Genomic DNA, 22,666 nt, shown 5'->3' on the forward strand with positions numbered 1-22,666 from the left:
AGGGGGTAACCGAATGAACGGCACTGCGGCCGACGAGCTCTATGGGGTTCTGCAGCCCTTCTTCAACAAGCTGGAGGCGCGTGATGCCCTCAGTGAGGAAGAGAAGCGGGCCCTGGTCGCCGCGGCCCGGCAGGAGCTGAAATTCAGCGGTGGAGACGATATCGTGCGCGAAGGCGAGCGGCCACAGCGGAGCATGTTGCTGGTCTCGGGCTTTGCCATCCGCTATCGCGTTGTCGCTCAAGGGCAGCGGCAGATCCTGGCCATCCACATTCCGGGTGACTTCATCGACCTGCAGAGTTTCCTCCTCAAGGAGATGGATCACTCCCTCGCGGCAGTGAATGGTGTGCGCATCTACACCTATCCGCACGAAAATTTGGCCCGGCTGACCGAGAGCTATTCACACCTGACCAGACTCTTGTGGCTCCACACCCTGCTTGATGCTGCCAGTCAGCGCGAGTGGATCGTAGGGCTGGGGCGCCTCTCCGCAGTGAGCCGGACAGCCCATCTCATTTGCGAGATGTATGTCCGCCTCAAGACCAATGGTCTGGCCGATGCGCTGACATTCTCTTTCCCAATGACGCAGGCTGCGCTGGCGGACGCGCTGGGCCTCTCGACCGTCCATGTCAACCGCGTTCTCCAGGAATTGCGGCAGCGTAACCTAGTTAGCTGGGAGGGAACGCAGATCGAAGTTCTCGATTGGGATGGACTGCGTCATCTCGGCGAATTTGACGACCGCTATCTCCACCTGGTTCGGGAGCCGCGTTAACACAAATGCCGCGCTACTATTTCGATGTGCACGACGGCGAGGGCGTGTTCAAGGACGACTTGGGGATAGAACTACCGGATATGGAAACTGCGATCACTGAGGCGCGACGCGCCTTGGCAGATATGGTCCGCGATGCGCTGCGGGAGCCAGATGGGCACGGGGTCGCCGTATCTATTCGGGATGGGGATGACGGCCCGGTGCTGCTTTCGGTTACGCTCACCACCCAGCGTCCGCAATAGCGGGAACAAAACTCCAGCGCGACGGATTTGTCTGCCCGAAGGAGTTCTGCCATGCCCAATTACCGCCAGGTACCCATCGGTGCCGATCTTCCCGACAGCGTGACCGTCGGGATCGAGCGCCACGGCGATGGCTCGCTTCTGGCGGCGGTCTGGTGGCCCTCCAAGGGCGATGTGGATGCCGATGAGGCAGACTATCCCAGCGTGCCCGAAGCGCTCGACGCCGCCGAAGCCGCCCGCCAGTTGCACGGCTTACGCGAAGTGGTCGTCACCCTGCAGAGCCCCGATCTCTGGGACCCCCGCTGGGGCATGCTGACCGGAGAAGAGCCGATCGGCCGCGTCGACAACACCGATGTCTCTGACGACGAAGCCTTTACCCTCGCCAAGGGTATCGAAGAAAACCGCGACGCATAGGCTCCCCCCGTGACCAATGAATTGACCGGAAACCGCGCGGTACATCTCTGCGTCGACATGCAGTCCATGTTTGCCGAGGCGACGGAGTGGCATGCCCCCTGGCTTAAGGGCGTGCTGCCGGCGGTCGAGGCCATTGTCGCGCGCCACCCCGAACGTACCATCTTCACCCGCTTTATTCCGCCCCAGGATCCGGAAAGTGCTACCGGCGCCTGGCGCGGCTATTACGAGCACTGGCGCAGCATGACACGTGAGCGCCTCGCGCCCGACCTCATCGACCTTGTGCCCAGCCTAGCCCGCTTTGCGCCACCCGCCCGGGTGCTCGACAAGCCCATATATTCGCCCTGGCTCACCGGCGAGCTGCACCCGATGTTGGCCCGTGCCAGCGTCGATACGCTCATCATCACCGGCGGGGAAACCGATGTCTGCGTCTTGGCTGCGGTAATGGGCGCCATCGACCTTGGCTATCGCGTGGTGGTGCCGACCGACGCTGTCTTCGGTTCGGCCGACCAGACCCATGACGCCGTGCTGACCGTCTATCAGAGCCGCTTCGGCACGCAGCTCTTCACCTGCTCCACCGAACAGCTCCTCAACGATTGGAAAGTCACGTCCGAATGACCCAGATCGGCTATCACGCCTCGCACGAGCAGTTCCCGCCCAGTGAACTGGTGCGGCTGGCCGTCGCCGCCGAACAGGCGGGCTTTGATTGCGCCAAGTCCTCCGACCACATCCACCCCTGGAGCGAACGGCAGGGCCATTCGGGTTTTGCCTGGTCCTGGCTGGGCGCCGCCATGCAGGCCACAAGCTTTCCCTTCGGCAGTATCGCCGCCCCAGGCTATCGCTACCATCCGGCCATCCTGGCGCAGGCTGCCGCCACCATCGGGGAAATGTTCCCCAAGCGGTTTTGGCTGGCGCTGGGCACGGGCGAGGCGCTCAACGAAACCATCACTGGCCAGGTCTGGCCCGAAAAGGCCGAGCGCAATGCGATCCTCGCCGAATGTGTCGAGATCTTCCGAGCCCTTTTTGCCGGCGAGACGGTCACCCATCGCGGCCGCGTCACCGTGGTCGAGGCGAAACTCTATTCGCTTCCGGCCAATCCGGTGCCGATTTTTGGCTCAGCAGTGACTCCCGCCACAGCCAAGTTCTGCGCCGGTTGGGCCGATGGGCTTCTGACGCTGGGCGGGGAAAGCGACAAGGTGCGCGAGGTGGTTGGGGCCTTCCGCGCCCACGGCGGCGAGGGCAAGCCCATCCATGTGCAGCACACGCTCTCTTGGGACACCACCGAGGCGGCGGCGCTGGCCTCGGCCATCGACCAATGGGGGCCATTGATCGCCGGCGGCGACGTCAATTGGGACCTCCGCCGGCCGCGCGATTTCGACACGGTGGGCAAGCTCGCCAATGCCGACAATATCGGGCGCTGCGTCAAAGTCTCGGCCGATTTGAGCCAGCATGCGCAGTGGATCGGCGAACTGGCCGAGCTCGGCGTCACCGCCATCCATCTCCATTGCGTGGGCCGCAACCAGGCCGCCTTCCTAGATGCCTTTGGCGCTCAGGTCTTGCCGCAACTGCGATAGCGCTTGCCGAGGGCGGAACGCGCGGGCATATTCGCCCAGTGCCGGTGCCTGCCTTCCCGGCTCTTGATTGCCCCGCGGGCAATCCCTGCGACGATGCTCCGCCACGGGGGGAGCCTGCCTGACCAAGCGCAACGCCTCAGCCTCTTGTGGCGTTTACGTGTTGGTGGATAGGGGCGCGGGGCCCTTAACGGGGGGTGACATGCACACAGATATCGACCTTAGCGGCAAACGCATTCTGGTGGTCGAAGACGACTACCTTCTGGCCACCGACATCTGTCGCGATCTGCGCGAGCTCGGCGCCACTGTGCTGGGCCCGGCGCCGACACCCTTTTACGCGCTGAGTCTGCTTGGTCGCCGGGGCGTCGATGGCGCGGTACTCGATATTCGCCTGCATGGCACCGATGTCTTCGAGGTCGCCGACGAACTCACCGGCCGCGGCATTCCGTTCGTCTTTGCCACGGGGGTCGGTGATGACGGCATCCCCGCGCGCCATCAGGGCGCGCCTCACATCAGCAAGCCGTTTGAACGGACCGATCTGGTTCATCTGGTGCGGTCGCTGACCCATATCGAGCAGACCGACCCGACACCGCGTCCCGCCGTTATGGCCCAGGCGATGATTCCAGACGGCAGTCTTGATGACCGATTGATGCGGGCCGCAACCCGTGCCATGCGCCAGGCCCACACATAGGGTAGGCGGCAGGAAAGCTGCGTCCCTTCAGTTGGGGCGCGCCTGCGAGCCTATAGTAATATTGGCGAGATAGGCGGGGTCAAAATTGCCCTCAGCGCAGAGCCCATCCATGTTCTCGATGGTTACCTTGCCGTTGCGCATGGTGATGTAGCCGCTCCGGCGCAGCGCCTGGAGGGTGCGGTTGATGTGCACCGTGGAGAGGCCGAGTGCTTCGCCCATTTCTGCCTGGGTGATGCGAAAATCGTAGGTGGTGCGGCCGCTAACGAGGCCGACAGCATCGAGCCGGTGGTACATCTCGCACAGAAGATGGGCGACGCGCTCGAGCGCGGTGCGCAGCCCAAGGCTCAGCACGCGCTCCTGGCCGATCGCCGCATGCACCGCCGAGGCGCGCAGCACAGCCTGCATGATGCGCGGATGCTGTTCGCACAAGGCGGTAAAACTCTGGATAGGAATACGACCAACGTCGCTACGGCACAGGGTCATGAAATGCCCCTGTGGACCCGTGCCCGTCAGGAAGCCAAAGTCGAGGATGTCACCGGGTACCAACAGTCCGGTTATCTGCCGACGACCATTGCCGAGCAGTTTGAACTGGCAGGCGAGGCCCGATTGCAGCACGCAAACATCGCGGCTGCCGTCTCCGAGAATTTCTTCATATGGCTGAATGGCGGGGCTACGGCGCACGGCTCGGCTGAGGGCTTCGCTCTCCTCCGCTCCCATCGCGACATAGCCACCTAGCCGCAGCAGCAGCGGGTCGACTCTGTCCTTTTCCATTGTCGGTCTGTTCGATAACTCGGCAGATATGGAGTTCACCACAAGAGTTTCGCCTCCCCTTTGAAAGAGGAGAACGCAGCAAAGGGGAGTCAGTTCGTTAGCAAATCGGGAAGGCAGGCCAACAGCGTCCCGCTGGAGCAAGGTTTTTCGCAAAAATGCAGTTCGGTAACTGACGGCCCTTCAGCAGCTACTTTCCTGCAGTGAAGTGTGCGTGTGGAATTCCGATGCACCAGGTTCATAATTCGTCTCCGGCCCCCTGGTCTCATTAGGCAGTTCGCGGGAGTGGACCATTCACATAGGTTAAGCCGCACTGAATATGCGCGCTGGCCGCGAGAAGCGCCCTATGTACAATTGGTTAGCTGAAGAGGCATGGAGACATCATGGCACAGGCCGCAGCAGAAAAGCAGTCCTTGCGACCCGTCTGGGTTGGTCTCGGCCGCGCCTTGGGCGGGGCGCTGGTCTTCACCTTGCCCATGCTGATGACCATGGAGATGTGGGAGTTCGGTTTTGCCATGGATCGGTGGCGCCTACTTCTCCTGCTCGCCCTGAGCCTCCCCATGCTGATGTTTCTCTCCCACTACTCGGGGTTCGAAGCGACCTGGGGTTGGAAGGAAGATCTTCGTGATGTCGCTACAGCGCTTGGGGTTGGCGCGGTGGTAAGTGCAGCGGTGCTCTGGCTCTTTGGCATTATCGACGCGGGCATGCCGCGCTCGGAGATCGTCGGCAAGATTGCTCTGCAGGCGGTGCCCGGTGCACTCGGTGCCCTGTTGGGGCGGAGCCAATTGGGGCGCGACAGCGCTGGCGGTCATGGGGAAACCTATCCCGGTGAACTTGTCGTCATGGTGGTGGGCGCGCTGTTTCTCAGTCTCAATGTGGCACCGACGGAAGAAATGGTTTTGATTGCCTACCGCATGGACCCGGTGCAAACGCTGTTGCTGCCCCCGTTGTCCTTACTGGTTATGCATGGCTTTGTTTTTGCCAGCGAGTTCAAGGGTAGCACGCCCATTCCGCAGGAGACGCCGTGGTGGAGCGTCTTTCTGCGCTTCACCGTTGTGGGCTATGTGGTTGCACTGCTGACCTCGGTCTATGTGCTGTGGACCTTTGGTCGCTTCGATGGCGTTGGGTTCGACATGGCGCTCGCCATCAGCGTCGTTCTCGCCTTTCCTGCGGCCGTGGGCGCTGCGGCAGCCCGCCTGATCTTGTGAGTTATCGCGCGTGGCCGAAGAAAAAACCAAACAGCAGAACGAGCCGCAATCGCCCGCCGATCGGGCGACGAAGCTTCAATGGGTGATTGCAGCAGTGTCCTCGGTGCTGGTGCTCCTGCTCGTTGGCTCGCTTGTGCTCGATGCTATTACCCAGTCCGGCGGCGAGCCGGTGCTGCGTGCACAGGTGATGTCGGTCAATGAGGATCGGGATGGTTATGCCGTGGTCGAGGTGCGCAATGATGGGCGGGCAACTGCCGCCTCGGTCGAGATCGAGGGCATAGCCGGGCCGCTCCGTGCCCGGGCGGTGCTGGACTACAGCCCGGCACACTCGACCCAGGAAGTGACCTTGGTCTTCCCCGAGGCTGTCGCTCCCGACCAGGTGGAGGTGCGCATCCTCGGCTTCGCAGAACCCTGACGGCTAGCCGGCTCGACGGGACCAGAAGACCTGGGGTGACCAATCGAAGTGCTTGTCAAACGGATAGTGCCTTCCGCTGCGGTGGCGATTGCTGATGCGTTCGACGAACTGGTCGACGACGCCAGGGGAAAGCGCCATCAGGCTGGGATTGGCGATAGGTCCAAGCTCGGGCGAGAGATAGCCCGATTTGACGACAACGATGCGCGCGGTGCGCGGATCAAGCCCCAGCCTGGTAAAATCGGCGATGTTATGGAATGGCCGGCGGCGCGCGGTCAGCACGAGGTCAATGCCGCCGATGCGCACGACCGCTTCGTGCAGCAGGGGATTGTCGGTCTTGAGCAGGAAGATGACTTCGGCCTTGGTCTCGACGGGTGTGCTCGACGCATCCAGCGTTGCCCCGATGCGCAGGCGCACGGTCTCTCCCACTCCGGCCGCATAGGCCACCTCGGTCGCGGGTCTATCGGCAATACCGGCAAAGACGACACCCTGCGCGTCTCGAGCCATCAAGGCCGCGAGCACCTCCGCCCGATCGCCCACGCCACCACCGGTGGGATTGTCGCCCGATTCAGCGAGCACGACCGGGTTGGTTTCTGCAGCCAAGGCCCACTCGACACATTCGGCAATGCTGCCGGTCTTGGTGCCAAAGACGAACTGTTCGCGGATATCCCAATAGCCTTCTGCCAATTGGCTGGCCGCTGCTGCCATCGCCTCCCGGTTGGTCCCGGTGATCACTGCGCCGGCGGTGGCGCGGGGCTCGTCGGCCCAGACATAGCCCACCTGGAACGAGGCGTCCCAAATGCCTGCGGGGTCCTCAACGGCACCCAGTTGCGCGTAAAAGCTGCGGGCCGGCTCATCCTGGGTGCTGGTGCGTTCCCCCGGCAGCAGCACCGGCACAGGCGCCCAAGCAATAGCCGGCCGCTCGCCGGTGCGCAAAGCGCGCACGAGCATGGTCACCGCGCGGCGCATGGTGTCGGGCACATCGATGTGCGGGGCCGTGCGATAGGTCGAGAAGATATCGAGATTGTCAACGATGCGCTGGCTGACATTGCCATGGAGGTCGTAGCTGGCGGCGATCACCACATCTGGTCCAACGGTCTCCCGCACTGCCGATATGAAGACACCTTCGGCGTCGAACATGCCGTCGACAAACATGGCGCCGTGCATGGCTAGATAGACGCCGTCCAGTGGCAGCGCCGCCCGCAACCCTTCAAGAATTTCACCCTTCCAGCGCGCATAAAGTTCGGCATCGACCGGCCCACCGGCTATCGCCCGCGCATGGAGAATGGTGATGAACTCGGCCGGAAAGTGGGTGAGAAAGTTGAAATAGTCGTCCTTGAGCATGGCCGGTCCGCGCAGCACGCGGAAATCAGCTTCGCGGGCAATGACGGGATTGTAGGTGCTGCATTCAGTATGCAGCCCGGCGACGGCGATGCGCATCAGAGTACTCCGGGAGCGTGGGTGTCGGGTTCGGCAGGTGATTAGGGGCTCAAGGCAGGCAACTGGGGACAGAGCAGCAGCTTTGCGTGCGCTTCGCTCCGAAAGAGGAGATCACGTTGTTCATCGCATCGACTACGCCGTTCAGAATTCGTTCATCTTCATGGCCGCGGACAAACCAGTTTCTGATGGGGATGTTTCAAATTTTCACCAAGGCATGGGCAGGGTGCCTGCCCATCTGGGATGGTGCGCATACCAATTTAAGCATGCTGCCGCGTCGACACGGGATTGTCCACACCTGATTTGCTGCTGCGGTGCTGCAATACGCCCAGATTTCAGGCGTGGAGCTGCCTCTTTGGGCAAGCTCACAGGGTGGTCTAAATTGGTATTGTCTTCATGACGAATTCATGTTGACATGGTTCTCGGAACGATCCTAGTCTTGAAAATAGTTTACAGTTTTCACGACCAATCCAGAAGAGATTGGCGCCAAAACAGGGTTAGAACGGCAAAATGCGGGTAGGCATCATCGGCCTCGGCTATCGTCTTGGTTACCTGGCGCGTGTATTCAGCGCGGCGCAGGATGATTTTTCGATCGCAGGCTATGTTGATCCAGCGCCCGCGGGTCTGCCTTACACGGCCGAACACGATATCGACGTCGGCAAGCAGTTCGATACACTTGAAGCTATGCTCGATAGCGAAAAGCTGGACTTGCTGATGGTGGGGTCTCCCAACCATCTCCACCTCGAACACATCCGCATTGGGCTTGAGCGCGGCCTCAAGATTTTCACCGAAAAGCCGGTCGTCACCAGTGTCGACGACACCATGGCCCTAGCGGGCCTCATCGCCCAATACGGCTCCGACAGTCTCATGGTCGGCCTCGTGCTGCGCTACGCTCCACTTTATGTCGATCTGCGCAAGGCCCAGGCTGATGGGGTCCTCGGCGATATCACCTCCATCGAGGCATCCGAGCATATTCCGCCCTATCACGGCGCTTTCTTTATGCGCGATTGGCGTCGCTACGCGCGCTATTCAGGCAGTTTCATGCTCGAAAAGTGCTGCCACGACCTCGATCTTTATAATGGCGTCATGGGTTGCCGCCCCCAATATGTCGCCAGTTTCGGTGGTCGGCGCAGTTTCGTGCCCGAGAATGCCCCTGCCTCCACCGGCATCAACGACCAGGAAGTCTATCACCGTAAGCCCACGGGCTGGATGGGTACCGAAAAGGTGTTCGACAGCGATGGCGACATCATCGATTTCCAGACTGCGATGGTGCAGTATGAAAATGGGGCGGCGCTGAGCTTCCATACCAATCTCAACGTGCCCGACGATTTCCGGCGCTTCGCCGTTATGGGAGCCAAGGGCATGGCTGAAGGCGATTTCGTCCGCAATTTCCTCCGCCTCACCGACGCCCGCACCTCCGAGCGTCTCGCCGACAAGACTTACCAGGCCAGCGATATGTCAGTGCACTACGGCGCTGACGAGCAGATGGCCGAGGACATCCTCAAGCATATGACGGATGGGGCGCCGCTGCCCGTATCGGTGACCGATGCCTTGGAGGCGGGTCTTTTGGCGCTCAGCATGGATCAGGCCATGCGCACCCGATCGGTCGTCGATATGACGCCGATCTGGCGCGAATTCGATACCGCGCTCGGGCGAGTGGGTTAGGGGAGATCAGCCGATGACCAGCACCCGTGGCGCAACCTATTTCGCTCTGGCCCTGCTGGCCCCGGCACTGATCTACATCCTGGCGATCGTTGCCTATCCGCTGTTTGATACCATCGTTCTGAGCTTTACGAATGCCGCGATGCGGCCAGCCTATGACTTCGTCGGCTGGGCCAATTACGAGCGCATCTTCGGCGCTGGCAACTTCACCGAGGTGATCATCCGCACCTTTGTGTGGACCTTCTTTTCGGTCAGCATGAAGATGGTCATCGGCATGTTCGGCGCCGTGCTGCTCAATGCCGCCATTCCCGGCCAGGCCCTGTTCCGCATCCTCACCATGCCGCCCTGGATTGTGCCGATGGCGATTGGCATTTTTATGTGGGGCTGGATGTATAACGGCCAGTTCGGGATGATCTCGGGCCTGTTGCAGAACTTCGGCATCCTCAGCGGTCCCTTTCCGTTCCTGGCCTATGGCAACACGGCATTCTGGGCCACCATCGTCACGGACGTGTGGATCGGCGTGCCCATGGTCACGATCTACTTCCTGGCTGCCATGCAATCCATTCCCAAGGACCTCTACGAGGCCGCCTGGACCGACGGTGCCGGTCGTTTCTACCGCTTCCGCCGCATCACTCTGCCCATGATGGTGCCGGCGATCCTCACCATGAGCCTTTTGTCGCTGATCTCGACCTTCAATTCCTTCGATATCATCTGGATCCTGACCCAGGGCGGCCCCTCCGGCTCTACCACCACCATGATCATCGACACCTATAAGACCGCCATCGGCTCCTATCGCTATGGCGAGGGCGCGGCCCGTGCCGTGGTGATCTGCATCTTCGTCTCGCTCTTCTGCGTGGTCTATTTCCGGGCTGTGCGGAAGCTCGCGCAAGGAGAAGCCAAATGAGCGACGTCGCCCGCACCACCGAAGTTGCCGCCGTCGACAGCAATGCGCTGGTCCGCCCCAAGCGCCGCAGCCGCGCCGTCGTCGCGATGATCGACCGGTACAGATGGTATGAGTTGGTGGGGCTTTATGCCGGCATCGCGCTGTTCATGGTCTTCGTGCTGGCGCCGTTCGTCGAAGGCTTCATGGTATCGCTAAAGCCGCTGAGCCAGCTCTTCTCCACGCCCTACAATTTCATCCCCCAGAACGGCTCCTTCACAGCCTATTTTACCATGTGGACCACCGTGGAAGGGTTGGGGCGCTACATCTTCAATTCGCTCTTCATCTCGGCAATCGTTACCCTGGCGGTGATCGCTATCGTGGTGCCGGCAGCCTATGCCTTCGCCCGCTTCCAGTTCACTGGTTCAGGCTTGCTCTTGGGTGGGTTCCTGGCGGTAAACATGTTCTCAGGTGCGGTGTTGCTGATACCGCTCTACCGGCTGATGCGCGCCATGGGGCTCCTTAATTCCTACTGGGCGATGATCGTGCCGGGCATTGCTTTTCTGATCCCGTCCTCGATCTGGCTGTTGCGCACCTATATGGCCCGCATCCCGCGCGAGCTGGACGAGGCTGCCTGGGTGGACGGCGCCAGTCGCCTTTATACCCTGCGCCGGGTCATCCTGCCGCTAGCCATGCCCGGCGTTGTGGTGGTCGCCATCATGACCTTTATCGGGGCCTATGCGCAGCAGTTCATCTTCGCGCTGACCTTCAATTCGCGGCAGGAATTTATGCCGCTGCCGGTTGGCCTCTTTGCCTTCTTCGGCCGCCAGGAAGTGCTCTGGAATGAGCTCATGGCGGCAAGTTTTGTCGGAATCCTGCCGGTCATGATCGTCATCGTGTTCCTGCAGCGCTATCTCGTCGCCGGTCTCACCGCCGGTGCCGTGAAGCAATAGGGAGCGGGCCTCCAGGCCTGCACAACAAGGGAGACTAACTTTGAAGCATACATCGAAATTCCTCGTGGCCTCGCTGGTGGCGCTTTCGGGCTCCACTGCGCTCGCCACCACCGCGGCCCAGGCTGAGACCATCAGCTTCATCCTCTGCGGCGACCAGATTTTCCCCAGCCAGGAGCGTGCGATCGCCGACTGGGAAGAAGCCAATCCCGACTATCCCGTCGACGTGCAACTCGTTGGTTGGGCCCAGTGCCAGGACCGCGCCACCCAGCTTGCCATTGCCGGCGACCCGGTAGGCCTGGCCTATGTCGGCTCACGCACCGTCAAGCAGTACGCGCTCAACGACCTCATCGTTGAAATCCCGATGACGGAAGAAGAGCAGGCTTCTTACCATAACTATGTGCCCGAGACCGTGACCTTCGAAGGGACGCAGTGGGGTGTCCCGGTCGCCTTCTCCACCAAGGCGCTGTACTGGAACAAGGACCTCTACGAAGAGGCCGGCCTTGACCCCGACACCCCACCCAAGACCTGGGAAGAAAAGATCGCTTTTGCCAAGCAGATCACGGAAAATACTGATGCTGCCGGCTATGGCGTTGTCGCCAAGACCATGGACAACACCATGCACCAGTTCCTGCACTGGGTGTATTCGAACAATGGTCAGGTGATCGACGCGGATGGCAACATCGTGCTCAACTCGCCCGAGAACCTCGAGGCGCTGACCGCGCTGCGGGACATTGTTCCTTATGGCGAAGAAGGCCCGACTGCCTACGAGCAGAACGAAGTGCGTGCCATCTGGCTCGATGGCGGTGTCGCCATGATCGAGGCTATGGCCAGCGCCGGCAACCTTGCCGAAGAGGCCGGCATGAACTGGGGGGTCGCTCCGCTCCCGCAGGGCCCGAGCGCTGAAGGTCCCGGCACGCTGTTGATCACCGACTCGCTGGTCGTGTTCAAGGGCACCGGCTACGAGGACAAGGCGATCGAATTCGCCAAATTCCTCACTCAGCCTGAGTACCAGTGGCCCTACGAGCAGGAAAACGGCCTCACGCCGCTCCGTCCTTCTGAAGAAGTCGAGCAGTTCGTCTCGGAGAACCCCGAATGGGCGCCGCTGATCGACGGCATCGAGCATGGTGGCCCAGAGCCGCTGTTCACCGACTATATCGGCCTGCAGAACGTCATGATCGAGATGGTCCAGTCGGTCGTCACCGGTCAGGCCGAGCCTGAAGCTGCCCTCGAACAGGCTGCTGCCGAGCTCGAGCAGTACAAGTAAAGCCCTCCCAGGCTTGGCCGTCGCCCCTCCGGGGCGGCGGCGTCCTTCATAGATTCCCACCGGAGACCCGCGCGCCATGTCGCAGTTGAGCCTCAAGCGCCTCGAAAAGAGCTTCAACGAAGCCCGCATCATCAAGGGCATCGATCTGGAGGTCGCCGAGGGCGAGTTCGTGGTCTTCGTCGGTCCTTCTGGCTGCGGTAAATCCACGCTTCTGCGCATGATTGCCGGTCTTGAAGATGTTTCGGTAGGCGAGATCGAGATCGCGGGCCGGGTGGTCAATGAGTTGCCGCCGGTGCAGCGTGGCATCGCTATGGTTTTCCAGTCCTACGCGCTCTACCCGCACATGTCGGTCTACGAGAACATTGCGTTTCCCCTACGGGTCGAGAAGTTGCCCAAGGACGAGGTCGACAAGCGGGTCCAGGCTGCGGCGCGGGTCCTGCAACTCGAGTCCAGGTTACAGCACCGCCCCGGACAACTTTCCGGCGGCCAGCGCCAGCGCGTCGCTATCGGCCGCGCCATCGTGCGGGAGCCTAAGATCTTCCTTTTCGATGAACCGCTTTCCAATCTGGACGCGGCACTCCGCTCCGAGATGCGCATCGAACTTATGGAGCTGCATAAGCGGCTCGGCTCCACCATGGTCTATGTGACGCACGACCAGATCGAGGCCATGACCATGGCCGACAAGATCGTCGTGCTCAATGCCGGCGAGATCAGCCAGATCGGATCGCCGCTTGAGCTCTACCACAAGCCGGACAACCTCTTCGTCGCCGGCTTCATCGGCTCGCCCAAGATGAATTTCATCGAGGGCAAGGTGCTCTCGGCCGACGGTGCCAACGCGATTGTCGATCTGGGTGCTCTGGGCACGATCAGCTTGCCACGCGGCTCCAAGGCCATTGCCGGCGAAACCGTTACGCTCGGCATCCGTCCCGAGCACCTGCACCTTGGTCCCGGCGAGTTTACCCTCACTGTCACCCCCAACATTGTCGAGCAGTTGGGCATCCACACCATCACTTATGCCACCCTGCCTGCGGGCGAGAACTTCATCGGCCTCTTCGAGGGCAATCCGGACGTTGCCGAGGGCGCGCCGCTGCAACTGCATTTCTCCCCCGAGCAAGCCCATCTCTTCACCGCCGCCGGGCTGGCGATCTACTAGATCGGCGGCAGGCACGTGATCATGCTCGACATCGTGGGGTTGCTGCAGACCGAGAAGGACGAGTTCACCCGATCCGAGCGCGCGCTGACTGAAATCGTTCTTGCCGATGTCGATCGCGCCCTCAAGATGAGCATCGTCGATCTGGCAGCGCGTGCCGATGTCTCGCCGCCCACCGTGACGCGCTTCTGTCGCCGTTTGGGTTGCGACTCCTATGCCGATTTCAAAGTGCGTCTCGCCCAGTCGCGCTTTGTCGGGCAACGCTATTTCGCGCCAGCCGCCGGGCCCACGAGTGCACGAGAAATCGCGCAGGGGGTGGTCAACGGCATCCAGTCGACGATCTACGAAACGTTCGACCACATGGATTTCGATGCGGTGGAGCGGGCCGCCGAGAGCATCATCGGCGCCAACTTCCTGCTCGCCTATGGTTCTGGCGGCGCGTCCTCGACCATGGCGACCGAAACCGAGGCGCGGCTGTTCCGGCTGGGCCTGCGCGTCACCTCCTGCATCGATCATCAGGTGCAGCTCATGCGGGCGGCGTCAGCGCCCGCAGGCACCGCCATCATCGCCTTTTCCCTCTCGGGCAACAATCTGCCCCTGGTTAAGGCAATGGCTGTCGCCGGCGAATATGGGCTGACCCGGATCGTCGTCACCCGGTCTGGTTCCCCCATGGCCGGCGAAGCCGATGTCCTCCTGCCCATCAATCGCCGGGAGGATGCCGATATCCTGCGTCCTACGCCCAGCCGCTACGCTTTCCTTGCGACCATCGACGTCCTCGCCCAGACGATTGCCACGCGTCTCGGGTCGTCGGCCGTCGCCAGCATGCGGCGCATTAAGCACCAATTGGTCGTCAATCGTGATGGAGACGACACCCAGCCGCTGGGAGACTAATGACCCACTGCCCCAAAACCCCGAATATTTCCATCTAGCCTCTCCTCTGGAATGGGGAGGGACCGTACCGTGGCAGGAACGCTGTCTTGCCCCGCACGCGATCCGTTCCTCCCTCTCCTAGGAGGAGGTTAGTTGGAAGTTCCACCCTTAAGAAGAACACCCGGACCCGCTCATGCCTAACACCTTCTCCTTCGTCACGACCTGGTCTCCAGCCTCCGACAGCGAGGCCATGGGCTATGGCCTTGAGCTGACCAATACCGGCAATGAAGCCGTCAGCGGCTTCCAGCTCGGCTTTTCGGGACCAGCCCGCATCGACCCCCATGCAACATTGGAGAACGGCAAGCTCCTCAAGCGCCTCTCCAACCACACCCTTGTTGCTCCGCCTGAGGGCTTCGTGCTGCAACCAGGCGAGACCTGGACGGCAACGGCCCGCGGCCTGTCCTATGGTCTTCGCCACTGGAGCGACGGCGCAAACTCGGCCTATGTGGTTCTGGAGGACGGGAGCATCGTTACGCTCGCGACCCAGCCGACCCAAGCCAAGGGTCACAACTCTCCGCTGCTCAAGGGCGCAGCAAAGTTTCCGGTGCCCGCAAAGGCGCCCGTGTCTGTTTCGATCATCCCCTGGCCGCGTGCGGTCGCCACTACGGGCAGCCGCATCGCTCCGGCAGGGCTTGATCTGGTGGGCGAAGGTGACGATGCTGGCCGGGCCGTCTCAGCCTTTTGCGGCCTCGTCGATGATCTCTTTTCAGTGGAAGCCATTGTGCGTCCCGCCTCCGAGGGTGGCATGCCGGTTGTTGTGCGGCATCGTCCAGGGATGGCGGCGGAAGCCTACGAAGTGCAGTTCGGCGAGGACAGCGCTGTCGTCGAAGCCTCAACTCGACAGGGGATGTTCTATGGGCTCGTGACGCTGGGGCAAATCCTGCGCGGCGCCAAGCGCCATCCGCAGACCTTTATTTTCCCTGCCGGTGGCAGCATCACCGACGAGCCCGGCTTTGCCTATCGCGGCTCTCACCTTGACGTAGCGCGCCAGTTCTATTCGGGCGCCGAGGTTAGCCGGCTGCTCAAGATCATGGCCTGGAACAAGATGAACCGGTTCCACTGGCATCTGACCGAGGATGAAGCCTGGCGCCTGGAGATCGAAGCCTATCCGCAGTTGACGGAAATCGCCGCCTGGCGCGGGCATGGCAAGGCGCTGCCGCCGCTGCTCGGTTCGGGCCCACAGCCGACCGGTGGCTATTACTCCAAGAATGTTGTCCGGCAGATCGTGGCACTGGCCGATAACCTGGGCATCACCATCATCCCCGAAATCGATATTCCCGGCCATTCCTATGCGCTGCTCCAAGCGCTTCCCGAACTGCAGGACCCCAACGAAAAAGGTGAATACCAGTCCGTCCAGGGCTTCCCCAATAACAGCCTCAACCCGGCGCACGAGCCGGTCTATACCTTTATTGAAACCGTGATCGATGAAGTGCTTGAGCTCTTTCCCGCTGGTGTCTTCCATATCGGCGCCGACGAGGTGCCGCTGGCGGCGTGGTCCGGTTCGCCCCTTGCACTTGACCTTATCGAGAAGCTGGCCGGGCCCGAGATGCGGCAAAAGCATGAGCGGCAGTTCAACCAACTCGGTAATCATCACGGCGCCGACGAGATCGAGGGCTCGCCGACCGCAATCCTCCAGGCTCACTTCATCCGCCGCATCCATGATTACATCTCGTCCAAGGGCGCCATCACCGGAGGCTGGGAAGAGGCGGCACATGGCGACGCGGTCGACAAGGACAAGAGTTTTGTCATTGGCTGGCGCAATGTCGAGATCAACGCAGCGCTCGCCGAGCGCGGCTACGACATCGTCGTTTCACCTGGGCAGCGCTATTATCTCGACATGGCGAACGGCGCGGCATGGGCGGAGCCCGGCGCTGGCTGGGCCGGCTGGTCCGGTCCCCAGGAGACCTATGAGTTCGAAGCGCGCGCTGGCTTTTCCGAAAAAGGCCTTGAGCACCTGCTGGGGGTCCAGAGCTGCATCTGGTCGGAATCGATGACCGATCGCGCCATCTTTGACCGATTGGTCTTTCCGCGCCTATCGGCCATCGCGGAGGCGGGCTGGACCGTGCCGGAGCGGAAAAGCTGGGAGCGCTTCAAGGCGCTCGTGGGCCTCATGCCCATCATGTACGGCTACTGGGCCGAGGAGTAGCATCCGAGCCGCAAGAGAGGCACTTCGGTGCCTCTCGATGCTCGCAGTGCGTTAGCCTCAAGCGCCCCAAGGGTCCTCGACAATCGGCCAGATATTGCGCGGCGCCTTGCGATAGGCCGTCTCGGCTGGCTTGTTCGGATAAGGCTTTCCCGCCGCGCAATAGATGATCTCGAAAGCGATCTTGCTGAAGCTGTCGTAGAAGTGGTTGGTCGACTTAATCAGCAGAATTTTCCGTGACTTAGGGTCGATGCCAAGCGCCGAAAACAGGCTGGGGTCGAAGCTCTGCGCGCGGGTGGAATTGAGGATCACGTCGATCCCATCAAAGCTGATCCAGGCCGCGTCGCCGAAGGGCGCATAGCTGTCACCGAACCGCATCTGGGCGTCACGCACCAATCGATTGACTCTCACAAGTCGGTCGATCGGGTTACCCGTATGCGGCGCCGACTTGGCACCAAATCTAAGGGGAATTTCAGCATCTTCGCCGGCTGCGAAACAAATCTGCACGGCGATGGGATCCCAAATGGTGCCCACCGCGACATCACTTATCCCCCTCCTGATCAGGTCAGCTAAAATGACGGTTGCATCCCCAGCAGTGCCGCCGCCGGGATTGTCCCAGACGTCGGCAATGACAACAGGACCGGAAGTTGCTGCCATTGCCTGCTCGACCGCCTCGGCTTCATTCACCTGGGGGACCATGAAAGTGCCGCGCTTGGCGAAGAGTTCCCGGCCCAGCCGCTCGGCCAATGTGTCGCCCAGGTCCTCGCGGTCGTCGGTTAGGGCGATGATTTTGGTGCCCATTTCAGGCACGTCACCGGCCATGAAACCATGGATGACGGAGAGGGAGAGGAGGTTTGGTTCCGACTTCTCCAGTGCATAAAGCTGATCGACAAAGCCGCGCATAGGCTGCCTGGAGGTGGGAAAGACATCAATCATGCGGGGATCAAAGACACTCATCACCGGCTTGATCTCGCCCTTCAGCGTACGAACGGCAATGGCCCAGAGGTCGCGCGCCCGGTCCACGAAATCGGTGTGGGGGAATTCCTTGAAGGCAACGAGGAAATCGGCAGCGGTGACGCGCTTTCGCGTCAAATGGCTGTGGGGGTCGAGTTCGGCGCAGACGAGGACGTCCGGGCCGACAATCTCGCGGACGCGGGCGAGGAGGTCGCCTTCGCAATCATCATAGCCTTGCGCCACCATGGCGCCGTGCAGGCCCATGACGACTGCGTCGACCGGCAAGGCGGCACGGAGCTGCTCGAGGATCTCATCGCGCAACTCCTCATAGGTTGCGCGCGCTACAAGCCCCGCCGGATCCGCCCAGCTGGCGCTGCCCTCGATTAGTGTCCAGCCTTCGCGGGCGCAGACTTCCCGCCCCACGGTAATGGGTGCGGTGCAGAGGGTGGGCGTCGCCGGGTGCTCACCGGGGCGGGCGTAGAGCGAGGCCTCGAAGGCGCGCTTGTCGACGGCGATGGGGGAGAAAGTGTTGGTCTCGGTAGCCAGAGCGGCGGTGAAGACGCGCACGAAGCACTCGCAAAGTATGAAGAAGAAGGGTTGTCAGTCCACCCAAAGCTAGCACGTGCCCAAAGCTGGTTCACGTAAGAAATTTTCAGAAGGAGGGACATTTTGCGGTCCAACCAGGCGTATTCTGCGGCTAACCTGCCGAACCAACGAAACTGAGTTACATCTGGAGGACGCATGCCGATCAAGCGCTATGGTGCAGAAAAGTCTGGAGCGGGCGGGCAGAACCTGCCATTCGCCCGGGCGGTGGAGGCCGGTGGCTGGCTTTATGTCTCGGGCCAGGTCGCCATGGAGAACGGCGAGATCATCAATGGCGGCATTGTCGAGCAGACGCATAAGACGATTGCCAATGTGATCGCGATTCTCGAAGAGGCCGGCTATGGCCTCGAGCATGTGGTGCGCTGCGGTGTGTGGCTTGATGACCCAAGGGACTTCTGGAGCTTCAACGCTGTTTATAAAAGCTATTTCGGCGAACATCCGCCGGCACGGGCGTGCGTCCAGAGCCATATGATGGTGGACTGCAAGGTCGAGATCGACTGCGTTGCCTATAAAGGGCCATGATGGTGAACCGATGCTGAACGGCAAAACGGTGCTGGTGAGCGGTGCGGGCGGCGGTATTGGCCGGGCGCTCGTGCGCTGCCTGCGCGAGGCGGGCGCCAGTGTCATCGGCGCTGATCGTGACGCGGATATGCTGGCCGGGCTTGATCTTGCCGGTACGGTCTTGTTCGATCAGTCCGATGCCAAGGCGACGCGGGCAGCGGTGCAGCTTCATCTCGACGAGAACGGCGCTCCCGACGCGGTGATCGCTAATGCTGGCTGGACGCGGGCGGAGATCATCGAGGATCTCGATGACGACGTGTGGGACACGGAACTGGCAATCAATCTCAATGGTGCCTTTGCCCTGGTTGATCCGGTGGTGGCCGCAATGGCCCGCCAAGGCCGGGGTAGTGTGGTGTTCATCTCCTCGGTCAATGCGCTTAGCCATTTCGGCAACCCCGCCTATTCGGCAGCCAAGGCCGGGCTTATCGCCTACGCCAAGGCCATCGCGGTAGAACGCGGCCGTGACGGCGTGCGGGCCAATGTGGTGGCGCCCGGCTCGGTGCGAACGCCGGCCTGGGACCATCGGCTCCAAGCCGATCCGAGCCTGCTGGATAGGGTCTTGCCGCACTATCCGCTGGGGCGCATGGTCTCGCCGGAAGAGGTGGCTAATGCCGCCCTGTTCTACTGCTCGCCCATGTCCTCGGGCATCACCGGCACCGTGCTGCCGGTCGATGCCGGGCTGACGGCAGGCAATCTGCGGTTTGTTGACGAGGTGCTGCGCCAGTGACCGACATATTCGAGATCGATACCCCGGCCGTGCTGATCGACGTGGACCGGGTGGAAGCCAATCTGCGCCGCGCGCAGGACTATGCCGACCAACATGGCCTCAAGCTGCGGCCGCATATCAAGACCCATAAGCTGCCGCGCTTTGCCAAACGAGCCATGGATCTCGGCGCCATTGGCATAACCGTGCAGAAGCTGGGCGAGGCCGAGGTGATGGCCGATGCGGGGATCAGCGAGATTTTCCTGCCCTATAATATTTTGGGACAAGCCAAGCTTAAGCGGCTCCGCGCCCTAGCCGAACGGGTGCATATCTCGGTGACGGCCGATAGCGTCGAGACGGTCGAGGGGCTTTCAGCCGCCTTCGCCGACGCCCCCGAGCCGCTCTCGGTTTTCGTTGAGTGCGATACCGGCATGGGGCGCTGCGGCGTCCAGTCGCCTCAAGCAGCGCTGGATTTGGCGCAGCGGATCGCTGCGGCGCCCGGTCTGCGGTTCGGTGGTCTCATGACCTATCCCGCGGCGGGGCAGGTGGCGGCGAATGCCCAATGGCTGGAGCAGGCCAAGGATCTCCTCACCCAGGCAGGTCTGGCGCCGCCGACCATTTCCAATGGTGGCAGTCCGGACATCTGGCGCGCCCATGAGGTTCAAGTTGCGACTGAGCACCGGCCGGGCACCTATATCTATATGGATCGCTTCCAGGTGGCCAAGGGCGTGGGTGCACTCGAGGACTGCGCGCTTACGGTCCTTGCAACCGTCGTCAGCCGGCCCACCGAGCACCGGGCCATCATCGATGCCGGTTCCAAGGCGCTGACCAGTGATCTCTTGGGCATGACCGGGCATGGCCTGATCGAGGCCTATCCTGAGGCGGTGATCGTGGGCCTCAGCGAGGAGCACGGCACCATTGATCTCAGTGCCTGCAGCAAGAAGCCTAAGATCGGCGAGAAGCTGCGCATCATCCCCAATCATGCCTGCGTGGTCTCCAATCTCTTCGAGACCGTGCATTTGATTGTCAGGGATCAGTTGGTTGAAACGGTGCCCGTGGCCGCGCGGGGCCGCGTCGACTAAGCTCAAGTTGTTGTCGGAGGAGTTGCCATGCCTGACCTGCTCGTGCGGCTTTACAATCTGCCGGAGATCGAAACCGAGGCGCGCGTGGCCGCTGCCGGGGTGACCGTGCGCCGTGCCCTGCCGCCGGAAGCCCATGTTGTCTTGGACTGGATCGGCAAGCACTTCAGCCCGGGCTGGGTAAGCGAAGCGCGGGTATCGCTGGGACAATCGCCCGTTACGCTCTGGGTGGCGCACCGGGGGCAGGAGATCCTCGGCTTTGCCTGCCATGACGCCACCGCCAAGGGGTTCTTTGGCCCGACTGGTGTCGACGAGGCAGCGCGGGGGCAGGGGATTGGCGAGGCCTTGTTGTTCGCTACCCTGAGCGGCATGCGTGAAGCCGGCTATGGCTATGCGGTGATCGGCGGTGCCGGACCAGTGGAGTTCTACCAGAAGCGGCTGGACGCGATGGTGATCCCGAACTCGGTGCCGGGGATCTATGCGGGGCTGCTGAAGGGGGACTGAGGCAGGGTTCTGCTTGGTGCTGCGGCAGCCCCTTCCTGGCCATCCCCGCACAGGGGAGGCTGACATCGAGCTTGAGGCAGATTTGGCGAATAGACTGACGCGAGACTTCTTCGATCGCCCGGTTCTGGAGGTGGCCCGGGAGTTGATCGGGGTGACCCTGCTGTTCGATGGCGTGGGCGGGCCAATAGTCGAGGTCGAGGCCTATGACGAGACCGATCCGGCTTCGCACAGCTTTCGGGGGCCAACAGCGCGGAACGCCGCGATGTTCGGGCCGCCGGGTCACGCCTATGTCTACAAGATCTACGGCATTCACTGGTGCGTCAACTTCGTGTGCCAGCCCGGAAGTGCCGTGTTGGTGCGGGCGCTGGAGCCGCAAGAGGGCCTGGCCGTGATGCGGGAGCGACGAGGCGGGCTCGCAGACCGGCAGCTCTGTTCGGGGCCGGGCAAGCTCTGCCAGGCACTCGGCATCGACCGGCGGCACGACCAAATGCCGCTCGATGTGCCACCTTTCGGACTATGCAAGACGGACTTGGCCCACGAGATTGCGGCTGGCCGGCGCATCGGGATCACCAAGGGTGTTGAGATGCCCTGGCGGTTCGGACTCAAGGGATCGCCGTTTCTCAGCCGGCCTATGAAGTAGGCCTGTTTTTCACCGGGAACCAGTCTCAGCGCCCATCGTTTGGCGTGTACGAGACCGGCACGCGTCAACCGGACGCGGCGGCATAGGGAACGGGGATGGTTTTTCCGGTTTCCCGCCCCGGCCAACGAAGCGGCAGCCGAGCCCTTATCCCGCCCGTGCCGGTCTCACCCATTTTCTCACCAGGAGCTCAAAATGGCCGGTTCGGAGCAGGTCAACCCGCCCCAGCATCAGGATCATCAGCCCGGTCGCGAGACCCAGATGCATCCCAAGCCAGACTTCGAGCCGAAATTTCCTGGCAATGGCCGGCTCCAGGATAAGGTGGCGATTATCACGGGGGGCGATAGCGGCATTGGCCGCGCCTGCGCTGTGTTGTTTGCACGCGAAGGGGCGCAGGTCGCACTCGTTTATCTTGAGGAAACCGAAGATGCTAAGATCACGGCCGAGGCGGTGAAGGCGGAAGGCAAGGAAGCCTATCTGATCCGCGGTGACATCGGCGAAAAGGCGTTCTGCGACAATGTCGTGGGCAAGGTGATCGAGGAGTTCGGCAAGATCGACGTGCTCGTCAACAACGCCGCCGAACAGCACCCCCAGGATGATCTCACCGAGATTAGCCAGGAACAGCTGGAAAAGACCTTCCGCACCAATCTCTTTGGTTACTTTTACATGACGCAGGCGGCGCTGCCGCATCTGAGCAAGGGCGCCTCAATCGTCAACACTACCTCGATCACGGCTTATCGCGGTTCCCCCAGCCTTCTGGACTATTCCTCGACCAAGGGTGCCATCGTGGCCTTCACCCGCTCGCTATCGGAGAACCTGGCGGAAAGCGGCATTCGGGTAAATGCTGTCGCCCCCGGACCAATCTGGACGCCGCTGATCCCAGCGACATTCCCGGCCGAGAAGGTGGCCGAGTTTGGTGCCAGTCAGCCGATGAAGCGACCCGGCCAGCCCAATGAAGTGGCAACTTGTCATCTGTTCCTGGCCTGCGACGAAAGCTCCTATATGACCGGTCAAGTGCTGCACCCTAATGGGGGCGAGGTTGTGGGAGGCTGATGCCGCTCCGCCTGTGAGCCGGCCGCGTCTTGTTGAAGCGTTAACCTCCTTGGTTGCGCCAGCATCTTCCCCGTGATTCAACGGGGGTGT

General features: G+C 61.9%; 24 protein-coding genes. 21 read left to right on the forward strand and 3 right to left on the reverse strand.

Features of this window, described 5'->3' with window-relative positions; genetic code table 11:
* The first annotated feature begins 13 nt into the window (after positions 1 to 13).
* From QOV41_RS04115 to QOV41_RS04140, 6 genes are all read left to right on the forward strand, one after another.
* Positions 14 to 766: a Crp/Fnr family transcriptional regulator gene (locus QOV41_RS04115; protein WP_284579720.1), complete on the forward strand. Its 753-nt coding sequence runs from the start codon at positions 14 to 16 to the stop codon at positions 764 to 766.
* A 5-nt stretch (positions 767 to 771) separates the two neighbouring features.
* Positions 772 to 1,005: a DUF6894 family protein gene (locus QOV41_RS04120; RefSeq protein ID WP_284579721.1), complete on the forward strand. Its 234-nt coding sequence runs from the start codon at positions 772 to 774 to the stop codon at positions 1,003 to 1,005.
* A gap of 51 nt (positions 1,006 to 1,056) precedes the next feature.
* Positions 1,057 to 1,416 carry a hypothetical protein gene (locus QOV41_RS04125; protein WP_284579722.1) on the forward strand — a complete coding sequence of 120 codons (360 nt, stop codon included), beginning with the start codon at positions 1,057 to 1,059 and terminating at the stop codon, positions 1,414 to 1,416.
* Between the two features lie 9 nt (positions 1,417 to 1,425).
* Positions 1,426 to 2,031 (forward strand): cysteine hydrolase family protein, encoded by a 606-nt coding sequence (locus tag QOV41_RS04130; RefSeq protein WP_284579723.1) that lies wholly within the window; start codon positions 1,426 to 1,428, stop codon positions 2,029 to 2,031.
* The gene (locus tag QOV41_RS04135; RefSeq protein ID WP_284579724.1) at positions 2,028 to 2,987 is read left to right on the forward strand and encodes a TIGR03885 family FMN-dependent LLM class oxidoreductase; all 960 of its coding nucleotides are present in this window, start codon (positions 2,028 to 2,030) and stop codon (positions 2,985 to 2,987) included. The genes QOV41_RS04130 and QOV41_RS04135 overlap by 4 nt, the downstream gene beginning before the upstream one ends.
* 199 nt (positions 2,988 to 3,186) lie before the next feature.
* Positions 3,187 to 3,675 carry a response regulator gene (locus tag QOV41_RS04140; RefSeq protein ID WP_284579725.1) on the forward strand — a complete coding sequence of 163 codons (489 nt, stop codon included), beginning with the start codon at positions 3,187 to 3,189 and terminating at the stop codon, positions 3,673 to 3,675.
* 27 nt (positions 3,676 to 3,702) lie between these two features.
* Here QOV41_RS04140 and QOV41_RS04145 read toward each other — a convergent pair whose 3' ends face one another.
* A complete protein-coding gene (locus QOV41_RS04145) occupies positions 3,703 to 4,446 on the reverse strand; it encodes a Crp/Fnr family transcriptional regulator (protein WP_284579726.1) in 744 nt (247 codons plus the stop codon).
* 380 nt (positions 4,447 to 4,826) lie between these two features.
* On the opposite strand from QOV41_RS04145, the gene QOV41_RS04150 reads away from it, so the two are divergent.
* Together QOV41_RS04150 and QOV41_RS04155 are read left to right on the forward strand one after the other, a co-directional pair.
* A complete protein-coding gene (locus QOV41_RS04150; RefSeq protein WP_284579727.1) occupies positions 4,827 to 5,651 on the forward strand; it encodes a TIGR02587 family membrane protein in 825 nt (274 codons plus the stop codon).
* Positions 5,652 to 5,661: 10 nt separating this feature from the next.
* On the forward strand, positions 5,662 to 6,066 hold the full coding sequence (locus tag QOV41_RS04155) for a hypothetical protein (protein ID WP_284579728.1): 405 nt from the start codon (positions 5,662 to 5,664) through the stop codon (positions 6,064 to 6,066).
* 3 nt (positions 6,067 to 6,069) lie between these two features.
* On the opposite strand, the gene QOV41_RS04160 is transcribed toward QOV41_RS04155, so the two are convergent.
* Positions 6,070 to 7,503: a M81 family metallopeptidase gene (locus QOV41_RS04160; protein WP_284579729.1), complete on the reverse strand. Its 1,434-nt coding sequence runs from the start codon at positions 7,501 to 7,503 to the stop codon at positions 6,070 to 6,072.
* A gap of 507 nt (positions 7,504 to 8,010) precedes the next feature.
* On the opposite strand from QOV41_RS04160, the gene QOV41_RS04165 reads away from it, so the two are divergent.
* The 7 genes from QOV41_RS04165 to QOV41_RS04195 all read left to right on the forward strand — a co-directional run bounded on the left by QOV41_RS04165 (position 8,011) and on the right by QOV41_RS04195 (position 16,485).
* Positions 8,011 to 9,165, forward strand: coding sequence for a Gfo/Idh/MocA family protein (locus QOV41_RS04165; protein WP_284579730.1), 1,155 nt, complete (start codon positions 8,011 to 8,013; stop codon positions 9,163 to 9,165).
* A 13-nt stretch (positions 9,166 to 9,178) separates the two neighbouring features.
* Positions 9,179 to 10,066: a carbohydrate ABC transporter permease gene (locus QOV41_RS04170; protein WP_284579731.1), complete on the forward strand. Its 888-nt coding sequence runs from the start codon at positions 9,179 to 9,181 to the stop codon at positions 10,064 to 10,066.
* Between the two features lie 86 nt (positions 10,067 to 10,152).
* Complete coding sequence (locus tag QOV41_RS04175; protein WP_284581171.1) at positions 10,153 to 10,995, forward strand: carbohydrate ABC transporter permease; 843 nt, start codon at positions 10,153 to 10,155, stop codon at positions 10,993 to 10,995.
* A 40-nt stretch (positions 10,996 to 11,035) separates the two neighbouring features.
* Positions 11,036 to 12,259: an ABC transporter substrate-binding protein gene (locus QOV41_RS04180; RefSeq protein WP_284579732.1), complete on the forward strand. Its 1,224-nt coding sequence runs from the start codon at positions 11,036 to 11,038 to the stop codon at positions 12,257 to 12,259.
* 76 nt (positions 12,260 to 12,335) lie between these two features.
* Positions 12,336 to 13,412, forward strand: coding sequence for an ABC transporter ATP-binding protein (locus tag QOV41_RS04185; protein WP_284579733.1), 1,077 nt, complete (start codon positions 12,336 to 12,338; stop codon positions 13,410 to 13,412).
* A 21-nt stretch (positions 13,413 to 13,433) separates the two neighbouring features.
* Positions 13,434 to 14,300, forward strand: a complete 867-nt coding sequence (locus QOV41_RS04190; RefSeq protein WP_284579734.1) for a MurR/RpiR family transcriptional regulator — start codon at positions 13,434 to 13,436, stop codon at positions 14,298 to 14,300.
* Between the two features lie 172 nt (positions 14,301 to 14,472).
* Entirely contained in the window at positions 14,473 to 16,485 is a 2,013-nt protein-coding gene (locus tag QOV41_RS04195; RefSeq protein ID WP_284579735.1) for a beta-N-acetylhexosaminidase, read from the forward strand.
* A gap of 57 nt (positions 16,486 to 16,542) precedes the next feature.
* On the opposite strand, the gene QOV41_RS04200 is transcribed toward QOV41_RS04195, so the two are convergent.
* On the reverse strand, positions 16,543 to 18,003 hold the full coding sequence (locus QOV41_RS04200) for a M81 family metallopeptidase (RefSeq protein ID WP_284579736.1): 1,461 nt from the start codon (positions 18,001 to 18,003) through the stop codon (positions 16,543 to 16,545).
* 174 nt (positions 18,004 to 18,177) lie between these two features.
* On the opposite strand from QOV41_RS04200, the gene QOV41_RS04205 reads away from it, so the two are divergent.
* The 6 genes from QOV41_RS04205 to QOV41_RS04230 all read left to right on the forward strand — a co-directional run bounded on the left by QOV41_RS04205 (position 18,178) and on the right by QOV41_RS04230 (position 22,576).
* A complete protein-coding gene (locus tag QOV41_RS04205; RefSeq protein ID WP_284579738.1) occupies positions 18,178 to 18,561 on the forward strand; it encodes a RidA family protein in 384 nt (127 codons plus the stop codon).
* A gap of 10 nt (positions 18,562 to 18,571) precedes the next feature.
* A complete protein-coding gene (locus QOV41_RS04210; RefSeq protein ID WP_284579740.1) occupies positions 18,572 to 19,327 on the forward strand; it encodes an SDR family oxidoreductase in 756 nt (251 codons plus the stop codon).
* The gene (locus QOV41_RS04215; RefSeq protein ID WP_284579742.1) at positions 19,324 to 20,385 is read left to right on the forward strand and encodes a D-TA family PLP-dependent enzyme; all 1,062 of its coding nucleotides are present in this window, start codon (positions 19,324 to 19,326) and stop codon (positions 20,383 to 20,385) included. Before QOV41_RS04210 ends, QOV41_RS04215 begins: the two co-directional genes overlap by 4 nt.
* 27 nt (positions 20,386 to 20,412) lie before the next feature.
* Positions 20,413 to 20,886, forward strand: a complete 474-nt coding sequence (locus QOV41_RS04220; RefSeq protein ID WP_284579743.1) for a GNAT family N-acetyltransferase — start codon at positions 20,413 to 20,415, stop codon at positions 20,884 to 20,886.
* A gap of 82 nt (positions 20,887 to 20,968) precedes the next feature.
* On the forward strand, positions 20,969 to 21,526 hold the full coding sequence (locus QOV41_RS04225; RefSeq protein WP_284579745.1) for a DNA-3-methyladenine glycosylase: 558 nt from the start codon (positions 20,969 to 20,971) through the stop codon (positions 21,524 to 21,526).
* 192 nt (positions 21,527 to 21,718) lie between these two features.
* Positions 21,719 to 22,576 carry an SDR family oxidoreductase gene (locus QOV41_RS04230; RefSeq protein ID WP_284579746.1) on the forward strand — a complete coding sequence of 286 codons (858 nt, stop codon included), beginning with the start codon at positions 21,719 to 21,721 and terminating at the stop codon, positions 22,574 to 22,576.
* The last annotated feature ends 90 nt before the right edge of the window (positions 22,577 to 22,666 follow it).

It is taken from the genome of Devosia sp. RR2S18 (genome assembly GCF_030177755.1).
Taxonomy (GTDB): domain Bacteria; phylum Pseudomonadota; class Alphaproteobacteria; order Rhizobiales; family Devosiaceae; genus Devosia; species Devosia rhizosphaerae.